This is a genomic window from Geojedonia litorea, assembly GCF_042654525.1.
GTDB classification, from domain to species: domain Bacteria; phylum Bacteroidota; class Bacteroidia; order Flavobacteriales; family Flavobacteriaceae; genus Geojedonia; species Geojedonia litorea.
On record NZ_JBHSGP010000014.1, the window covers coordinates 286,612 to 307,295 of the forward strand.

The following is a 20,684-nucleotide window of genomic DNA, read 5'->3' on the forward strand; positions in this document are numbered from 1 at the left end:
ATCGTTTATAAGTTTTTTAAAGCTTCCTTTATAATGGTCTCTACATTAGCATCTGGCTTATTGGATATAATTTTATCTATAACACGTTCGGATTGTTTTCTAACAAATCCAAGCACTTCTAATGCAGATAACGCTTCATCTTTACTGGTATTGTTCTGTCGAAGTGAAACTTCATCCAAATCATAGACTTTTAAAATTTTGTCTTTTAAATCTAGAATAACACGCTGTGCTGTTTTAGCTCCTATCCCTTTTATAGATTGAATTAAGGCAACGTCTCCAACAGCAATGCCTTCTCGTACTTGTTTTGGTGTTAGAGAAGACAACATCGTTCTAGCTGTGCTTGCACCTACCCCACTAACTGAAATTAAGAGTTTAAAAATATCACGTTCGGCGATAGAAGAAAAACCATATAATGTGTGTGAATCTTCTTTTACTAACAAATAAGAGTACAGTCTAATATGTTCTTGATCAAGTATTTGAGAATATGTATGTAATGAAATATGAAGTAAGTATCCAACACCATTGCAGTCTATAACAACATCCGTTAGATTTTTTTCCACTAATTTCCCCTCAATATGTGTAATCATCTAGTAACTTTGGTTATAGTCTCAAATGTAATAAAATTATTTGCATTACAAAGATGATTACTTCATTGATGCAGCTTTAAGTTCTTGCTCCTTTTTCTCCTTTTGTTGGGCATCAATAACTGCAATGGCAGTCATATTTACAATTTCATCAACACTAGCATCTAATTGAAGGATGTGAACTGGTTTTCTCATACCCATCATGATAGGACCAATCGACTCTGCTTTATTGAGTTCCTTGAGCAATTTATAAGTGATATTTGCAGCTTCCAAATTTGGAAAAATTAATGTATTTACTTTTCGACCAGCCAATTTTGAAAACGGGAATACATCTTGCAGCATTTCCCCATTAAGTGCAAAATCAGTTTGTAATTCTCCATCAACAATCAGCTCTGGATGCGATTGGTGAAGTAAAGCTACTGCATCTCTCACTTTTGTTGTTCTTGGGCTTGTTGAAGAGCCAAAATTCGCAAATGAAATCATCGCAATTACTGGTTCCATTCCAAACATACGTACTGTTCGGGCAGTCATTTGGGCAATTTTGGCTAAGTCTTCAGCAGATGGATCAATATTTATTGACGTATCACTCAAAAACATTGGGCCTCGTTGGGTCATCATTAAATTGGTTGTGGCTGCACGAGTTGCTCTAGTTGCCAAACCTATTAGTTCTAACATTGGTTTTACAACCGAAGGATAACTTCTAGAATATCCCGAAATTAAAGCATCTGCATCGCCTTCATTCACCATCATAGCTGCAAAATAGTTACGCTCTCTCATAATGCGTTGAGCTGAATACAAGGTAACTCCTTTACGTTTTCGTTGTTCCCAATACACTTTGGCGTATTTATTTTTTCTAGAAAGCTCTTCATCTGATTTAGGGTCAATAATTTCCAAATCAGCGTCAAAATCCAATTCTTTCATAAGGTCTTCGATTGCATCTCGCCTTCCCAAAAGAATAGGAATAGCTATACCTTCTTCGTATGCAATTTGAGCTGCTTTTAATACGTCTAAATGATCGGCCTCTGCGTAGACCACGCGTTTAGGATCCATTCGTGCTCTATTGGTGAGCAATCGAATCATTTTGTTATCAGCACCTAAACGTTCTAACAATGAATCTTTATAGCGCTCCCAATTTTCAATTGGTTCTTTAGCTACGCCACTTTCCATGGCAGCTTTAGCTACGGCTGGTGGAACTTCTCCTATTAATCGAGGGTCAAAAGGTTTTGGAATAATATAATCCCGACCAAAGGTTAGTCTGGTTTCTCCATAAGCAATATTTACCTGCTCTGGCACTGGTTCTTTAGCTAATTTGGCCAAAGCCATGACGGCAGCCATTTTCATCTCTTCGTTAATTTTGGTTGCTCTCACATCAAGAGCACCTCTAAAAATAAATGGAAATCCAAGGACATTATTGACCTGATTAGGGTGGTCGCTACGCCCAGTAGCCATAATAATATCTTTACGAGTTGCTACAGCTACATCATAAGGTATTTCGGGGTTTGGATTGGCCATAGCAAACACAATTGGATTTTTTGCCATGCTTAGCAACATTTCGGGAGTCACTATGTCTGCCATTGAAAGACCAATAAAAACATCGGCATCTTTCATGGCTTCATCTAAAGTGTCTATTTTACGATGCGTAGCGAATTCGGCTTTTTCAGTTGACAGGTTTTCACGATCCTTTCTAATCACGCCTTTACTATCTAACATTACCATGTTTTCACGTTTTGCACCACAAGATTGGTAGAGTCGTGAACATGAAATGGCTGCTGCTCCGGCACCACTAATCACTATTTTAACTTTTTCAATTTTCTTTTTAGCCAATTCCAAAGCATTGATTAAAGCTGCTGCTGAAATAATAGCAGTGCCATGCTGATCATCATGCATTACAGGAATATCTAATTCTTCTTTTAATCGACGTTCAATTTCAAAAGCTTCAGGAGCTTTGATATCTTCTAAATTAATCCCTCCAAATGTTGGCGCAATATTTTTGACCGTTTGGATAAATTCTTCAACATTTTCGGTGTCTACCTCAATATCAAAAACATCAATATCAGCAAAAATTTTAAAAAGCAAACCTTTACCTTCCATCACTGGTTTAGAAGCTTCAGGACCAATATTACCAAGGCCTAATACCGCTGTTCCATTTGAAATTACTGCAACCAAATTACCTTTGGTGGTGTATTTATAAACGTTGTTTTTATCTTTTTCAATTTCTAAACAAGGTTCTGCAACACCCGGTGAATAGGCCAATGACAAATCTCTTTGGGTTGCATACTTTTTGGTGGGAACTACCTGAATTTTTCCAGGCGTTGGTTTAGCGTGATATATTAAGGCTTCGCGACGTTTGCTCTGCTTGCTCATATAAATAAGGATTAATCTGAATTAACAAAGGTAATGGATTTAAGAGAATAGAAGGCAGAAAAATTTACCCGAAAATAGAAGGCAGATGAAAGAAAAAAGATACCTCCATTTGATTTTGATGGGATTGATTCAATCTTTTAAAAACTCAATATTACGCTTTAAACCTTCAAATTTGGTGCGTTTTACTGCTGAATTCTTAAAAACTTTATTAAAAGTGTCTTTGGTAATCTCTTCCCAGTCCTTTTTGGTCATAGATAATAATTCAGGGTGTGGATGGAATAAAGGCTCACTATGCGATTTAGAAAAACGGTTCCAAGGACATACATCTTGACACACATCACAGCCAAACATCCAATCATCAAATTGTCCTTTAAATTCTGAAGGAATATTTTCTTTTAACTCAATGGTAAAATACGAAATACATTTACTACCATCAACCACATATGGTTCCGTGATCGCTTGTGTTGGGCAGGCATCAATACATGCTGTACAAGTTCCACAATGGTCGGTAGTTGGCAAATCGTAATCTAATTCTAAATCAACTATAAGTTCTGCAATGAAATAAAAGGAGCCTACTTGCTGCGTTAGTAAATTGGTGTGTTTGCCAATCCAACCTAATCCGCTTTTTGCTGCCCAAGCTTTATCTAAAACGGGAGCTGAATCTACAAAAGCACGCCCATGGACTTCTCCAATTTCATCCTGAATAAAATGTAACAATTGCTTTAACTTGTCTTTAATCACAAAATGATAATCGGTTCCGTAAGCGTATTTTGATAGCTTAAAGCTTTCTGTTGTTTGCTCGTGATTCGGGTAATAATTTAAAAGTAATGATATCACACTTTTTGAATCTTCTACTAAAAGTGTTGGATTAAGCCGCTTATCAAAATGGTTTTCCATGTATTGCATTTGGCCATGCATATTGTTGTTTAGCCATTTCTCTAAACGTGGCGCTTCTTCTTCTAAAAATTGTGCTTCGCTAATTCCACATGACAAAAAACCGAGGCGTTTGGCTTCGGTTTTAATGAGTTGGGTATATTGTGTTTTGGCGCTCAATGTTTTTATTACTGAATGCTAAATTACGATTAAAAAGGAAATTGAAATTTTAAATTTCCTTTTTAAGGAAAAAATAATTGAACGCACAAATCAAAAACCACGTGGTATAACGACGAGGCGTGAATTGAAAAACTTCTAATTATAGAAGTCGTTTTGGAGTTAAAATTAATTATGTTGTTAAACTATCTTGGCTGATAATCTAAATCCAGCCCCAATAGACCCTTGGCAATGACCTCTCGTGTAATATAGGTGTTGGAAGGGTGAATTTTGCCTAATCGCGCATCCCTAAAAAACCGTTCAAAACCCGATTTTCGAATAATTCCTCCACCTCCCATAACGTCCATGGCTTTGTCAACCATTCGCCAAACACTTTCAACAGCATTACATTTAGCTGCAAATATTTTAACTCCCCAAGCGGCTCCATACGCTTTCCCTTCAGTCCAGTCTTTGGCAATGCTATCTAAATGTGGCCCTATACTTTCAAGTTCCAAAAACATATCAGCGACGTCTCTTTGTATTCCTGGATGATAGGCCATTGAAGGCCTATCTAACGAAAGGGATTTCTTTTTTGGAACGGATGAGAGAACAATATCTAGAACTCGTTGTCCTAATCCGTAATAAATATTTGAAAACCCTATCAGTGCCCAAGCAAATATGCCAAGAATATAAGCATCAATACCTTTGAATCCCGCCGGCACTTTTCTAACTATAAATTCATCTGATACAAAAACACCATTTAACACAGTATCATCCGAGCGGGTTGCGCGCATGCCCATTACATCGTCCCAGCTATTTTTTATTTCATAATTTTTAGAATCCCTTTTCATAAACCCATGAATAACTTTTGGGTTTTCTGGATCTGAATTATCTTGTCCATGAATTCCGAGATAGTCCCAAACGGGTGTTAAGCTTCCAAACATCTTATGCCCCGTAAACTTGTAGCCTCCTTCCACTTTTTCAGCCTTACATGTTGAATATAAAACAGGAATATCATTTCCCGACTCACCATGACCAGCCGCAAACACTTTACCCTTACCTGCCTCTTCTAATATCCATTGCATTGATTTGTCTCCGCTTCTCCACAAATCGGCAACTAAACCCGTCCAATACACATGCATGTTCAGTGCCAAGGCTGTTGGCGCTGCATGATAGGCAAGTTTACGAGTTAAGACTTGGCATTGATCCATTTGCAGTCCATAGCCACCAAATTCTTCGGGGACAGCCATTACTAAATAACCTGCATCTTTGAGTTCATCAAAATCTTCTTGAAAAAATAGGTTATTAGCGTCGTAATGCGCTGCCCTCTTTTCGCAATTTTCAAAAATTTGTTGTAGTCCTTCGGTGAGTGCAGTTAATTTGTTTCCCTTTAGAGTTCCCATAATTATATAGTGTTGGTTATTGATTTTTTAACTTTCTTTTTGGTAAAAGGAATAAACATCGGCACTTCCTTTTGATACAATTCGTATTTGGGTCCAATAAATTTTCTTAAATCCTTTTCTTCCAAAAATTTAACTGCCACATAAATGTATAGTGTTGTCATTACTGCGAACAATAAATGACCTGCCGTCATTACTGGAGTAGCCCAAAAGGCTATCAAAAACCCCAACATAATTGGATGTCTTACCAGGCCATAGAAAAAATTTGCTTTGAACGCTATTGGCTTATTCGATTTGTTTTTCAGATTGTTATATATCTGTTGTAATCCGAATAGTTCAAAATGATTGATCATAAAGGTTGAAAGTAGTACGATTAGCCAACCTATGCCAAAAACACCAAGAATAATAGTCGCTAAAGTAGGATTTTGAACATCCCAAATAATAGTCTTTATTGGTCGCCATTGCCAATACAACAATAGTAAGGCGAAACTGGAGAAGAACACATAAGTACTTCGTTCCATAGCTTTTGGTATGAAACGTGTCCATTGTTCCTTAAAAGCCGGACGAGCCATTACACTGTGTTGAATTGCAAATACACTCAACAAAATGGCATTTATCACTATAGCTTCCCAAAATGGAGATTCAACTCCAGAATTTATTGTTTTTGGAACCAGAATATTTCCCACAAAACCTATGGCATATAAAAACGTAATAAGAAACACTAGGTAGGCTATAGTTCCGTAAATAAAAATTAATAGCTTTTTCATATCAGTGAAATTTTAAAAGGTTAGACCCTTCAAAATTATAGGTTCCATCAAGGCTCTTATGTCACTAAAAGACCTTTAAATAACAGGTAAAGACCATACTAGGAATGTTCCCTCAAATAGGAAATAGGTGGCATTCCAAATCTTGCCTGAAAACATTTTGCGAAATAAGAAGGACTGTTAAAACCACAATCGAACATGGTTTGTGATATGTTTCGGCCTGTTTTTAACAGCTCAAGTGATTTTAATAATCGATATTCTCGAAGTAAAGCGTTGGGGGACATTCCCATTAAGGCAGTACACTTTCTAAAGAGTTTTGACTTACTCATGGACATTTCATCATTGAATTGAGTAACATCAAATAAAGGGTTTTGATAATTTACAAGAAGTGTATCAAATAACTGAACTAAAAACATTTCATCTTTAGAATTCAAACATTTAAAATTATTTTTACTGCTAGTTCCTTTATAAATTTCATTAATGATAGATGACATCATAATCTCTTGATTACTCCCAATATTGCAAAGATACTTTGCCAATTTTATAGTATCGCCGAACAAAATATCACTTTTTGTTACAGGCATCCCTGCATTGACTCCAATCTTTAATTCTAATAATTCTGTAGCTATATGTAAGCTGTTCATAATAGATACAGCACAATCTACCGCTTGATTGACAGATATAAACGAGGTAATAAATTCACCGCCTTCACTTTCCACTTCTCTACCTTCGTGTTTTTGAATCTGCTCATGCATTATCTTGTTGTAAAGATTGAGCAACTGTTTGGTTTTATCTTTCCCTAAAGTACTTTTTAACAGGATGGGATTCTTAATTTGTGTCACCAATAAAATTCTAAAAGCTGGATCATTGAATATTTTTAGATCATCATCGTCTGTATGGTAATAGCAGCCATCAGGATCTTGAATTCTTCCTAAAAAAGCTTCAACCACATTACTATTAACTTGAATAATTTCATTAGGGACTAAACCATGTGCTTGGTCGTGCATTTTTTTTACAGCTTCAATATTTGGCGCATCAATTAAACAAAAAGCATTACCACGTTCTTCATCAACCCAATACGTCATACACCTTACACCATGCTGATCTTGAATTTTAAGATCATTTCTATGGGCAGCAGCAGCATCTTTGGCTTCGATACCTGGGACGATATGTCTATCCATATAAATTGGCATAGTGAGTTTTTTAAATGTTTAAAGTATACAATATTTAGCTCATTCTCTAATTGTTACAGAGAATGCTATGCTAATATAGTCATAGTTACTAAAACATTTGGTTCAAATTGTTGTTCTAATGGTTCAATTTGACCTTAAAACGAAGTGGAATTTTGGAAATATAGAAAGGTATATTTATGAACTAGGAAAATGAAAACTTATATAATACTTGTTTTTGGAATTAAAACAAACCTCCCTGAATATTGCCTTTAATTTTACCCAAATGTTTATAGGCCAGTTCAGTGACTTCTCGACCTCTTGGTGTTCGCATTAAAAACCCTTGTTGAATTAAAAATGGCTCATAGACTTCTTCAATGGTTTCTGCACTTTCACTTACCGCAGTAGCTATAGTTGTAAGTCCAACTGGGCCTCCTTTAAACTTGTCAATAATGGTAGCTAATATTTTGTTGTCCATTTCATCTAACCCATGAGCGTCTACATGCAATGCTTCGAGTCCAAATTTGGCAATCTTAATATCTATTTTACCATTGCCTTTAATTTGAGCAAAATCTCTAACGCGGCGTAAAAGGGCATTTGCAATTCGCGGTGTACCTCTACTTCGTCCTGCAATTTCTACAGCAGCTTCCATTGATATAGGAACATTTAAAATAGAAGCACTGCGTTGTACAATGGTAGTTAACAATTCTGTATTATAATATTGAAGTCGGCTTTGAATCCCAAACCGCGCCCGCATAGGTGCTGTAAGCAAGCCCGATCTTGTGGTCGCTCCAACTAAAGTGAATGGATTTAAATTGATTTGAACGGTACGTGCATTTGGTCCAGACTCGATCATGATATCTATCTTATAATCTTCCATGGCTGAATACAAATACTCCTCAACAATAGGGCTTAACCTGTGAATTTCATCAATAAAAAGGACATCTCTATCTTCTAAATTGGTAAGCAATCCAGCAAGGTCTCCAGGCTTATCCAAAACGGGTCCAGAAGTGACTTTAATATTCACGTCCAACTCACTCGCTAAAATATGGGCAAGTGTAGTTTTTCCTAATCCGGGAGGGCCATGAAACAAAGTGTGATCTAATGCTTCTTGTCGTTGATTAGCCGCTTGTACAAACACCTGTAAATTTTCTAAAACCTGATCCTGACCTGTAAAATCGTCAAAAGACAAAGGCCTCAACTTTTTTTCGACATCAAGTTCTTCTGGAGAAAAATTTTCGTTTGTAGGATCTAGGTTTTGATTCATGAAATCGTGTCTGCATTAAAAAGATACCGAAACCTGTTCGGCATAAGCAAATATAAACAAAATGCCTTTCTAAATTAGAAAGGCATCTTGAGTATTGAATAAATTTTCAGATTCACTTTATGAGATTCCCACCTTCATGGGAATTAGTGTTGTAATTCTTCTTCTCCTTCCTTCAAAGGAATATGTTGTGGCACGAAATCATCATCATGTCCTGGCTTACTGTAATCATAAGCCCAACGATGTACATGAGGTATCTCACCTTCCCAGTTTCCATGAATGTGCTTAATAGGTGCTGTCCACTCCAAGGTGTTTGATCTCCAAGGATTTTGAACGGTCTTCTTTCCGTAGAAAATACTATGCACAAAGTTATAAATAAACACCAATTGGAATATTCCTCCTACAATTGCAAACATTGAAATGATCACATTTGCATCATGCGTATCATCAAATAATGGGAAATTAGAATTGGTATAATAACGACGTGGTAAACCAGCCATTCCTATAAAGTGCATTGGGAAAAATACCCCGTAAGCACAAATCGCGGTGACCCAAAAGTGGAGGTAACCTAAATTTTTATTCAGCATACGTCCAAACATTTTTGGGAACCAGTGATAGATTCCTGCAAACATCCCGTAAAGTGCCGATATACCCATTACCAAGTGGAAGTGAGCAACCACAAAATACGTATCGTGAACATTAATATCTAAAGCACTATCTCCAAGAATAATTCCTGTTAATCCACCTGTAATAAACGTTGACACTAAACCAATTGAAAATAACATGGCAGGGTTTAATTGTAAATTCCCCTTCCATAAAGTAGTAATATAGTTGAAGGCTTTTACGGCCGATGGAATTGCAATCAATAAGGTAGTAAAAGTAAATACCGATCCTAAAAATGGATTCATTCCGGAGATAAACATATGATGCCCCCAAACTATAGTTGATAAGAATGCGATGGCTAAAATTGACGCCACCATGGCTCGGTATCCAAAAATAGGTTTACGAGAATTGGTTGCAATAATTTCGGAGGTTATTCCTAGTGCAGGTAGTAATACAATATAAACTTCAGGGTGTCCTAAAAACCAAAATAAATGCTCGAATAACACCGGAGATCCACCTTGATAATGTAACACTTCGCCTTGAATAAATATATCAGATAAGAAGAACGAAGTACCAAAGCTTCTATCCATTATTAATAATAATGCTGCTGATAATAATACAGGAAACGAAATTACACCTATAACGGCAGTCACAAAAAATGCCCAAATTGTTAATGGAAGTCTTGTCATAGACATTCCTTTAGTACGTAAATTGATAACCGTAACAATATAATTAAGTGAGCCTAAAAGTGATGAGGCAATGAAAATCGCCATTGACACTAACCATAATGTCATTCCTGCACCAGAGCCACCTTGTGCCATAGGTAATGCACTTAGCGGCGGATAAATGGTCCATCCTGCCGCAGCTGGCCCAGCTTCAACGAAAAATGACAATACCATAATCACACTCGATAAAAAGAATAACCAGTACGACACCATATTCAAAAACCCAGAGGCCATATCTCGTGCACCAATTTGCAATGGAATTAGGAGGTTACTAAATGTACCACTCAATCCTGCAGTAAGTACAAAGAATACCATAATGGTACCGTGAATAGTTACCAATGCCAAATAAATATCGGCATCCATAACACCTCCTGGTGCCCATTTACCTAATAAAGCTTCAAAAAGCGCATTAGGTTCTTCGGGCCATGCAATTTGCATACGCATCATTAATGACATCATTACCCCAATGATTCCCATAATAGTACCTGTAATGAGGTACTGCTTAGCAATCATTTTGTGATCTTGACTAAAAATGTATTTGGTTACAAAGGTTTCTTTGTGATGATGTCCGTGATCGTCGTCGTGTGCGTGAGTATCTGCGTGTGCTGACATAATCTTATATCGTTTTTAATCTTTTTTAGTTAATTAAAGAATTCTTGAATGTTTTTTGTTCTTTGATCCAAGCATCATATTCTTCTTGCGTCTCCACAATAATCTTCATTTGCATGTTGTAATGTGATTTACCACATATTTTATTACACAGTAACAAATAATCGAATTCATAGCGCAGTTCTTGGCCTCTATCCTCTATAGCTTCCTTATTCTCAACTCTAATTTTATTAATGTTAGCTACTTTTTCAATAATATCAGGATTTTGACGCATTTCTGCTGTAGTAATTGTTGGTGTAAACCCAAATTGCGTAATCATACCAGGAACACAGTTCATTTGCGCTCTAAAATGTGGCATGTAAGCTGAATGCAATACGTCTTGTGATCGCATTTTAAATAGTACTGGTCTTCCAACAACTAAATGTAATTCGGTTGTAATTATATCATCCTGCGCATTAGGGTCAGATTCATCCAAACCAAGAATATTAGCACGGTCGTTATCTATCAATCTTACGTTTGATAATCCAAGTACATTATCTTCTCCAGCATATCTAGCTTTCCAGTTAAATTGTTGTGCATAGAGTTCAACTATCATTGGATCATCACTTTCGTCAACATTCATAATGCTAGACCACGTGAATAAACCATAAATAATTAATCCTGCCAACACGATTACCGGGATAATGGTCCAGATAGCTTCTAATGTATTATTATCAGCATAAAAAAGAGCTTTTTTACCTTTCTCGCCTTTATACTTAAATGCAAAATAATGTAATAAAAATTGAGTAATGGTCTGTACGATAAAAATAATTACCATAGAGATAATCATTAAATTATCCAGTCCTGGACCATGCTCAGAGGCTGCATTAGACATTAACGGTAGATCACCAAGATACCAGAAACTAGCAATAGTAATGGCATAAATGAAGATCAAGAACCCAATCATCATATAGCCATTAAATGTGTTATCCTTATCGGTTGCAACACCTGGATTTGTAGTACTTGATACTTGAGCTAAATCAAATATTTTTACCATTTGCCAAATCGCAACAGCTATAAAAAGTAGAATTATAATTGTTAAAAAAGCAGTCATTGTCGTTTCTCTTCGTTATTTAATTATTTTAATAATGGAAATGTTCACTTTCTTTAATAAATGGATTTCCTTTTGCTAGCAATGGAGCTTTGGTTAAAGCTGTAAATGTTATAAAAATGAACAGTCCGGCAAATAAACATATCGAACTTAATTCTGGAATACCTATAAACCATCTATCTCCAACTGTAGCTGGCATAATCATATTAAATACATCTATATAATGACCAGCTAAAATTACGATTCCGGCCATAACAACAAACCAAGGAATACGTTTGTAATCGCTATTCATTAACACTAATAATGGGAAAACAAAATTCATTACAACCATACCTAAGAATGGTAATTTATAATCTGCAAATCGTGTTACAAAATACGTAACCTCTTCTGGAATGTTTGAATACCAAATGAGCATAAACTGTGAGAACCACAAATAAGTCCAGAAAATACTAATTGCAAACATGAATTTAGCTAAATCATGTAAATGACTATCATTAACAAACTCTAAATAGCCTCTAGACTTCAAATACATAGTTACCATAGCTATTACCGTAATACCGCTTACAAACATACTTGCAAACACATACCAGCCAAATAATGTACTAAACCAGTGTGGATCGACGCTCATAATCCAATCCCAAGACATCATAGATTCTGTATAAATATAGAATACTAAAAATGCTGCTGAAATACGAAATGTTTTCTTGAAATTTTGAATATTATCTGCCGAATCTTGAGCAATAGAAAATTTACGCGCATAGTGTCTATACAAACTCCAGCCTGCAATAAAGATTAAGCCTCGAATGATAAAACCAGTCATATTTAAAAATCCTGATTTACCCTGTATTAACTCATCATGAGCAACGACTTCAGGATCCATCCAAACAAATAAATTGTAATGCCCACCTAGCCAAGAAGTTCCAGAAGCCACAGCAATTGCCAATACAATCAATGCTCCCGGAAGTAGGTAAGCTGTAATACCTTCCATAACTCTGAACAATACTGGTGACCAACCAGCTTGTGCGGCCCATTGTATAGCATAAAAAGCTAAAACTCCAAGTGCAATCATCATAAAAAAGAATGCCGCCACATACAACGCCGACCACGGTCTGTTCGCAATTTGGTGTTGAACATGTTTAACGTGCTTGGTGTGCTCATCAACATGAGTTTCAGCCGATGTAGCATGAGCATCTGTATCATTCGACGCTTCTGCTGCATGGTCATCATGAGCAACAGCAGCATGACTTTCAGCTACTTCACCATGACCACCACCATGAGATGATGCCTCTTCAGCAAGTATGGTTTCAACCTCTTCAAAAGATTTATGAGATGTCATAAAACCATAGCCTACACCTAATAGTCCTAAAACCATCAGAATGATAGAAAATGTCTTTAATTTATTTGAAAATGTGTACATATCTATATATAATCTTTATCTATCTTATTTTTCTAAATCTGATTTCAACTTTAACACATAAGCAACAACTTGCCAGCGCTCTTCTTCATTAAGCTGATTGGCATAAGAACCCATTGTATTTTTACCATAATAAATGGTATGGTAAATACTTCCTTCGGTAATCGCTCTTCCTGCATCATCATAACTAGGAACTCCCAAAATCTTTTCTCTTTTCACCAAATTACCTTGGCCATTTCCTAAATTTCCATGACAGATACCACAATAAATATCGTATAGCTCTTTAGCTCTTGGTGTATCGATTTGTGTTGAATCCAAAGGATTCTTTAAAGTTGCTTTAGCCAGATCAAAACCTTCTATGTCATTTGCTATTTCAAAGGGTGTAAATCCTCTTGGAATTGAACCTTCTGCTGGTAATAAAGCTACAGCATCATTAGGAAACATTTCAGATTCTGCATAAGTTTCATAACCTACAGGTTCATACATATTAGGCATAAACTGATAATTTGGTCTAGTGTCTTTTTTACAAGCCACAATACTGCCAAACATCATTACTAAAATTGTGATTTTAATTAAGCTCTTCATCTCTATATATTAATGCGCTTTATCAATTATATTTACCTCAACTGCTCCTGTCTCTTCCAATAATGAGGTTAATTCTTTTTCATTACCATGAACCGCTATCTCCATTAAAAAGTGATCATCTGTTGTTCTCACATCAGGATTTTCAGCTTTTTTAAATGGCCACATTCTACTGCGTAAATAAAAGGTAATCACCATTAAGTGAGCAGCAAAAAATACCGTTAACTCAAACATAATAGGAACAAAAGCCGGCATATTTTCTAAATAGCTAAAACTTGGTTTACCACCAATGTTTTGCGGCCAATCTTGTATCATGATGAAGTTCATCATAACAATAGCAACTGTAAGTCCAACACAGCCATACATAAACGATGTTATGGCAATTCTAGTTGGAGCCAATCCCATTGCCTTATCTAGACCATGAACCGGAAATGGCGTATATATCTCTTCAATATGATGTTTTTCTGCTTTAACCTTTTTTACGGCTGCCATTAAAACATCATCATCGGTGTAAATAGCGTGAATTACTTTTGAAGCTTCCATATGCTACTTTTTGTTTTTTGTATTTTTAACTTTACTGCCTGATGTTCTTTCATCAGCTCCAGTACCTACTAGGCTATCGCCTCGTTCACGAATTTTTTTATAGCGTTCGCCAGATGATTTCAAAATCGTTTTCACCTCTGCTTGTGCAATTACTGGGAAGGTTCTTGCGTATAATAAAAACAACACGAAGAAGAACCCAATTGTTCCAATAAATATCCCAATATCTACAAAGGTAGGTGAGAACATGGTCCATGACGATGGTAAATAATCTCTATGCAAAGAGGTAACGATAATCACAAAACGTTCAAACCACATCCCAATATTAACTACAATTGAAATAGCAAATGAGAACATGATACTAGTTCGTAATTTTTTAAACCACATGAATTGTGGTGAGAATACATTACAACTCATCATTGCCCAATAAGCCCACCAGTAAGGTCCTGTAGCTCTATTTAGGAATGCGTATTGTTCGTACTCTACTCCTGAATACCAAGCAATAAATAACTCTGTAATATAAGCTACACCAACAATAGAACCTGTAATCATAATTACAATATTCATCAGTTCTATATGTTGCACAGTGATATAATCCTCGAGACTACACACTTTTCTCATAATGATAAGCAGAGTATTTACCATGGCAAATCCAGAGAAAATCGCACCCGCAACGAAATACGGTGGGAATATAGTAGTATGCCAACCTGGGATTACCGAAGTTGCGAAGTCAAACGATACAATAGTATGTACAGAAAGTACAAGTGGCGTTGCCAAACCGGCTAATACTAAAGATACTTCTTCAAAACGCTGCCAATCTTTTGCGCGTCCACTCCAGCCAAAGCTTAATAAAGAATAAATTTTCTTTTGGAAAGGTTTCACTGCTCTATCGCGAATCATTGCAAAATCAGGCAATAAACCTGTCCACCAGAATACTAATGACACTGATAAATACGTCGAAATTGCAAATACGTCCCAAAGTAATGGTGAGTTAAAGTTTACCCAAAGCGATCCAAACTGGTTTGGAATTGGTAATACCCAGTATCCTAACCATGGACGACCCATGTGAATTATAGGGAATAAACCTGCTTGAACAACAGAGAAAATAGTCATTGCCTCTGCCGAACGGTTAATAGCCATTCTCCATTTTTGACGGAATAATAAAAGTACTGCCGAAATTAAGGTTCCAGCATGACCAATACCAACCCACCAAACGAAGTTAGTAATGTCCCAAGCCCAACCAACGGTTTTGTTTAAACCCCAAGTTCCAATTCCAGTGGAGATGGTGTAAATTATACATCCAATACCCCAAAGAAACGCTGCAAGTGAAATAGAAAATACAATCCACCAAGATTTGTTTGCTTTTCCTTCTACCGGAGCTGCTACATCAACCGACACATCGTGGTATGATTTTTCTCCTGTAACTAAGGGTCTTCTAATAGGTGCTTCGTAATGAGACGCCATAATCCTTTATAATTGTTTCTTAATTAATTTTATGCTTCGGTTGTATTTCTCACTTTAGTTTGGTACATCACGTTAGGTTTTGTTCCAACACTTTCTAATAAGTGATACATACGATTATCTTCTTTAAGTTTCGCAACTTTACTTTGTTTGTCATTGATGTCTCCAAACGTCATTGCTCCATTACTACAAGCTGCTGAACACGCTGTTTGGAATTCACCATCCTTAATTTCACGTCCATCACGTTTAGCATCTAAAATAGTTTTTTGTGTTTTTTGAATACACATCGAACATTTTTCCATCACACCACGAGAACGCACCACAACATCTGGATTTAACACCATACGTCCAAGATCATCATTCATATGGTAATCAAACTCATCATTTTGAGCGTACAAGAACCAATTGAAACGACGTACTTTATAAGGACAGTTGTTAGCGCAGTAACGGGTACCTACACAACGGTTATACGCCATGTGGTTTTGACCCTGACGACCATGAGAAGTTGCTGCCACCGGGCAAACAGTTTCACAAGGTGCGTGATTACAATGTTGACACATAACTGGCTGAAATGCCACTTGCGGATTATCAGCCGGATCTTCCATTTCGCCAAATCCACCTAAAGATCCTTTATCTCCTGTTAAACCAGAGAATTCTTTCTTTTTAGTATTGTCTTCCTTAAACGTGTCTTCAGATGAATAATATCTATCTATTCGCAACCAATGCATATCGCGGCTACGACGTACTTCAGTTTTACCAACAACAGGAACGTTGTTTTCAGAATGACAAGCTATAACACATGCTCCACATCCCGTACAGGCATTCAAGTCGATAGATAAGTTAAAGTGATGACCAATAGATCGATCAAATTCATCCCAAAGATCAACGTCTGGTGAAGTAACTGGAGTTTCCTCATGATTTAAGGACACCACAGGTATTGCATTCCAATAGGCTTTATCCTTGGTGTTAAATATTTCAAGCGTGGTTTCTTTTATAATATCACCACGACCCATTAATGTATTTTGAAGCTGCACGCAAGCAAACTCATGAGTTCCCGAAGCAGCAACAACACTTACATTTTGAGTGCTATTAAAATTTTGGTACAATGCATAAGCATTTACACCTGTTTTCATTTCATCTTTTAATCCAGCAGATCTTCCATAACCTAAAGCCAAACCAACAGAACCTTTTGCTTGTCCTGGTTGTATGATAACTGGTACTGTTACACTAACACCATTAACGGTAACTTCTGCATAACTTCCATTTAGAGCTCCGTTAGCAACATTCTCATTAGTTAATCCCAATTCAGCAGCGTCAGATTTTGATACTGTTAAATAGTTATCCCATGAAGTTCTGGTAATTGGATCTGGAAACTCTTGTAGCCAAGGGTTATTCGCTTGTTGTCCATCACCCATTCCAATTTTAGTGTACAAAGTAAGCTCTAATCCATTTCCTTCAGATACTGATGCTGCTAATGCTCTAGCCGCATTTCCAGAAACAGGTACATCTTGGATAGTATCATTAGTTTCAGTAGTTTCAATTTCTGAAGCTGAAATATTTCCTACATAAATACCATCATGTAAAGCTTGATTGAATGAATTTCCTCCTAAAATGCCTTCATTCCAAGTATCTTTTATATAATCGTGAAGCGTTTTGTCATTTCCAGTCCACTTCAACAAAGCTTCTTGAAATTGTCTTGTATCAAACAACGAACGAATTGTTGGTTGCGTTAAAGCATAATGCCCTTTCTTGATCTCTACATCGCCCCAAGACTCTAAATAATGAGGTGTTGCAGCAAGATACTGACAAGCTGAAGCCGTTTCGTCGGCCTTCATTGAAAACGCTATTGATAATTCTGTCTTTCCTAAACCTTCAGCAAAATCTGAAGCATTTGGCAATGTATATAATGGGTTAACACCACTCATGATGATAGCGCCTACTTTACCTGCTTTCATATCAGCAACTAAAGTCGCTACCGCCTTATCATTACCTTGTCTTGTTTTGATAGGCGTTTTAGTATCAAATGCTTTGCTGTTTAAGCTCTCGTTGATTTCTAAAACTACAGTTTGTGCATTAACATCATCTATTCCTGATACAACAACACCGTTGCTGCCAGCTCTTTTTAATTCTGAAGCCGCTTTTTGTAAAGCATCTTCCACTTTTTCAGAAAGTGCTTTTCCAGAATATGCACTCCCAACAACCAAACTATGTAATTTAGCCAAGGCCAATTTTTGTTCACTTGGTGTAAGAGGAATACGCTTATCGGCGTTTGCTCCAGTTAAACTCATATTAGACTCAAACTGGATATGACGAGACATTTTTCCTTGATTTGGAACACGTCCTTTAGAGTAGCCTGAATCAAATCCGCCACCTTGCCAGTCACCTAGAAAATCTGCACCTATAGAAACTATAGTGCTTGCTTTTTCAAAATCATAATTGGCTAATCCTCGCTCACCGTATTTTGCTTCAAAGGCGTCTAAAGCTGTAGATGCCGAAACTGCGTCATAAATTACATGACGCACGTTACCGTAAGCTTCTTTAAATTCAGCAATCAATTTAGATGTTGAAGGACTTGCATGAGTTTGTGTCAATAACACAATTTCCTTTCCTGCTACTTTTAAATCGGTAAGTTTTTGATTGGTTTCAGAGTCGAAGTCACTCCAAGAAATAAAGTCTTCACCTTTCATTGGACCACTAGCTCTTAAGCTATCGTAAAGCCCTAAAACCGATGCATTAACTCTTGCATTAGCACCTCCTTTAGTAGCTGCTAGTGTATTATTTTCAATCTTAATTGGACGACCTTCTCTAGTTTTTACTAAAACACTAGCGAAATCAAACCCGTCGGCAATTGTAGTTGCGTAATAATTGGCTACACCTGGAATGATTTCGGTTGGCTGAACAACATAAGGAATTGATTTTATGACTGGTCCTTCGCATGCCGCTAATGATGCTGCAGCTGTACTAAAACCAACATATTTTAAGAAATCTCGACGCGTTGTTGAAGACGCTCCCAAAGTGTTTTTATCTCCTAAAAACTCATCGGTAGGGATTTCTTGAACAAATTCGTTTTGTTTTAGCGTCTCAACAATAGAGCTATTCTCGTTTAGCTCTTCAACACTTTTCCAGTATTTCTTGTTTGATGACATATTATATAATTGAATTACTTCTTAATAAATTAATAATGACATTTACCACACTCTAAACCTCCCATTTGGGCAGCGGTAAGCTTGTCTACACCATATTTTTTTGATAACTGCTCATGTATTTTTTCATAATACGCATTACCTTGAACATTGACTTCGGTCTCTCTGTGACAATTGATACACCATCCCATGGTGAGTGGCGAAAACTGGTAAACTTCTTCCATAGTCTCCACAGGCCCATGACAAGTTTGACATTGCACACCAGCTACAGACACGTGTTGTGAGTGGTTAAAATATGCAAAGTCAGGTAAATTATGGATTCTTACCCATTTAACAGGTTGTGCATCTCCTGTATAAGCTTGGTCAGCATCGCTCCATCCTGCAGCAGCATATAATTTCTGGATTTCACCATCATAAAATGCCTTGTCGTATTCGGCAGTAGTTTCACCATTATATTCATAAATAGATTTATGGCAATTCATACATACATTTAATGATGGAATTCCTGAAGTTTTACTAACTCGAGCTGAAGAGTGACAGTATTTACAATCAATACCATTATCTCCGGCATGAATTTTATGCGAAAAATGAATAGGTTGTACTGGCTGATAGCCTTGATCAACACCAATTTGCATTAAATAACCATATACAAAATATCCACTGGCTAGTAAAAAGAAAATAGAGGTTACTAATACTAAAAATTGATTTTGCGCAAAGGCTTTCCAAATAGGAATGGTTTTATCTTCTACAGCAATTTCAATACCTTTTTCCTGTGCAAAACGCGTTAAAGTTTGTCTCACCAAAATCAATCCAATGGCTAATAAGGCAAATAATAAAGCTAATGCGCCGAGAATTAATTGATTTGATGAACTACCGCCTGAAGTGGCTACTTCACCATCTGGGGTAGGTGGTGTTGGAGGTGGTGCAACAACTTCTTGAGCAGTATAAGCTAAAATATCACTGATGTCTTGGTCAGAAAGCGTTGGAAACGCAGTCATGGCGGTTTGGCTGTACTCATTAAAAATCTGATTGCCATAGGCATCACCAGACTTTATCACGCCAGCACTATTTCTAATCCATGCGCTCAACCAAGCTCTATCCAAGCCTTGCTCATCTAATAAACGCTGCTCAATGTTACGTAAAGCAGGGCCTGTCATTTTTTTATCTAATTGATGACAAGCAGCACAGTTAGTATTAAATATAGTTTTTCCTTTTGCAGGATCTCCTTCTTGAGCATTAAGAGTAGCTGAAAACGTGAGTAAAACAATAAACCCTAAATAAAGAATTTTTGAGGTTAATTTACGGTATATCACCTGTTTCATATTGTTAGTTGAATTATCTTCTAAACTTTGGTACGATTTTTTCATTTAAGACAGAAAAATACTGATATAAAATCTCACGCAAAAGTAATACTTAAAGTCGATTTTAGAAATGTTACAGAAGTGTTAATACATAATTTATAAAGATTCTAAATAATAATTTAGTATACATATCAGTTAATATAATTTACCTTTGTCTTAAATTGAAAAGAATATGAAATTCACTCTTAAAAAAATTAGTTTTAACTGCCTCATTTTGTTTGTATTTACGTGTTATGCCAATGCGCAGCAGGCTCAAGTACGTATTGAACAGGACAAGGACATCGCTAAACTTTTAGAGTTTAAAAAAGATTTAAGCACAGTAGATCTTTACAAGATTCAGGTCTTTCAAGGTAATAGATCAAACGCCGAAGCTGCTAAAAGTAAGTTTGCTAGCTTATACGGTGAATGGCCAATAAGTATGGAATATGAAACACCTAATTACAAGATTTGGGTAGGTAATTTTAGAAGTCGCTTGGAGGCAGACAAAGCCTTGATCAAAATAAAAAAGAACTATATGAATGCTTTTATCTTTAAGCCTAAAAAAGAAAAAAAGACACCGTAATTTGTCTTTAAATTATTTAA

General features: G+C 36.4%; 16 protein-coding genes. 1 reads left to right on the forward strand and 15 read right to left on the reverse strand.

What is annotated here, in order from left to right; translation table 11 throughout:
- Positions 1-5: 5 nt before the first annotated feature.
- From ruvA to ACFO5O_RS09355, 15 genes are all read right to left on the reverse strand, one after another.
- Entirely contained in the window at positions 6-587 is a 582-nt protein-coding gene (gene ruvA / locus ACFO5O_RS09285; protein ID WP_387963088.1) for a Holliday junction branch migration protein RuvA, read from the reverse strand.
- Between the two features lie 57 nt (positions 588-644).
- Positions 645-2,948: an NADP-dependent malic enzyme gene (locus ACFO5O_RS09290; protein ID WP_387963090.1), complete on the reverse strand. Its 2,304-nt coding sequence runs from the start codon at positions 2,946-2,948 to the stop codon at positions 645-647.
- A 129-nt stretch (positions 2,949-3,077) separates the two neighbouring features.
- Positions 3,078-4,001: a tRNA epoxyqueuosine(34) reductase QueG gene (gene queG, locus ACFO5O_RS09295; protein ID WP_387963092.1), complete on the reverse strand. Its 924-nt coding sequence runs from the start codon at positions 3,999-4,001 to the stop codon at positions 3,078-3,080.
- Positions 4,002-4,183: 182 nt separating this feature from the next.
- Positions 4,184-5,380: an acyl-CoA dehydrogenase family protein gene (locus ACFO5O_RS09300; RefSeq protein ID WP_387963094.1), complete on the reverse strand. Its 1,197-nt coding sequence runs from the start codon at positions 5,378-5,380 to the stop codon at positions 4,184-4,186.
- A gap of 2 nt (positions 5,381-5,382) precedes the next feature.
- A complete protein-coding gene (gene mddA / locus ACFO5O_RS09305) occupies positions 5,383-6,144 on the reverse strand; it encodes a methanethiol S-methyltransferase (RefSeq protein WP_387963096.1) in 762 nt (253 codons plus the stop codon).
- A 98-nt stretch (positions 6,145-6,242) separates the two neighbouring features.
- Complete coding sequence (locus ACFO5O_RS09310; RefSeq protein ID WP_387963098.1) at positions 6,243-7,334, reverse strand: nickel-binding protein; 1,092 nt, start codon at positions 7,332-7,334, stop codon at positions 6,243-6,245.
- A 220-nt stretch (positions 7,335-7,554) separates the two neighbouring features.
- Positions 7,555-8,577, reverse strand: coding sequence for a Holliday junction branch migration DNA helicase RuvB (gene ruvB / locus ACFO5O_RS09315; protein ID WP_387963100.1), 1,023 nt, complete (start codon positions 8,575-8,577; stop codon positions 7,555-7,557).
- 143 nt (positions 8,578-8,720) lie between these two features.
- On the reverse strand, positions 8,721-10,514 hold the full coding sequence (locus ACFO5O_RS09320; RefSeq protein WP_387963103.1) for a cytochrome c oxidase subunit I: 1,794 nt from the start codon (positions 10,512-10,514) through the stop codon (positions 8,721-8,723).
- A 25-nt stretch (positions 10,515-10,539) separates the two neighbouring features.
- Entirely contained in the window at positions 10,540-11,604 is a 1,065-nt protein-coding gene (locus tag ACFO5O_RS09325; RefSeq protein ID WP_387963105.1) for a cytochrome c oxidase subunit II, read from the reverse strand.
- Between the two features lie 28 nt (positions 11,605-11,632).
- Positions 11,633-13,018, reverse strand: a complete 1,386-nt coding sequence (locus tag ACFO5O_RS09330) for a quinol:cytochrome C oxidoreductase (protein ID WP_387963107.1) — start codon at positions 13,016-13,018, stop codon at positions 11,633-11,635.
- A gap of 24 nt (positions 13,019-13,042) precedes the next feature.
- A complete protein-coding gene (locus tag ACFO5O_RS09335; RefSeq protein ID WP_387963109.1) occupies positions 13,043-13,600 on the reverse strand; it encodes a c-type cytochrome in 558 nt (185 codons plus the stop codon).
- Positions 13,601-13,609: 9 nt separating this feature from the next.
- Positions 13,610-14,140: a DUF3341 domain-containing protein gene (locus tag ACFO5O_RS09340; protein ID WP_387963111.1), complete on the reverse strand. Its 531-nt coding sequence runs from the start codon at positions 14,138-14,140 to the stop codon at positions 13,610-13,612.
- A gap of 3 nt (positions 14,141-14,143) precedes the next feature.
- A complete protein-coding gene (gene nrfD, locus ACFO5O_RS09345; protein ID WP_387963113.1) occupies positions 14,144-15,601 on the reverse strand; it encodes an NrfD/PsrC family molybdoenzyme membrane anchor subunit in 1,458 nt (485 codons plus the stop codon).
- A 29-nt stretch (positions 15,602-15,630) separates the two neighbouring features.
- A complete protein-coding gene (locus ACFO5O_RS09350) occupies positions 15,631-18,744 on the reverse strand; it encodes a TAT-variant-translocated molybdopterin oxidoreductase (RefSeq protein ID WP_387963115.1) in 3,114 nt (1,037 codons plus the stop codon).
- 29 nt (positions 18,745-18,773) lie between these two features.
- Entirely contained in the window at positions 18,774-20,063 is a 1,290-nt protein-coding gene (locus ACFO5O_RS09355; protein ID WP_387965105.1) for a cytochrome c3 family protein, read from the reverse strand.
- A 211-nt stretch (positions 20,064-20,274) separates the two neighbouring features.
- Between ACFO5O_RS09355 and ACFO5O_RS09360 the strand changes: the two genes are divergently transcribed.
- On the forward strand, positions 20,275-20,664 hold the full coding sequence (locus tag ACFO5O_RS09360; RefSeq protein ID WP_387963117.1) for an SPOR domain-containing protein: 390 nt from the start codon (positions 20,275-20,277) through the stop codon (positions 20,662-20,664).
- Positions 20,665-20,684: the final 20 nt, after the last annotated feature.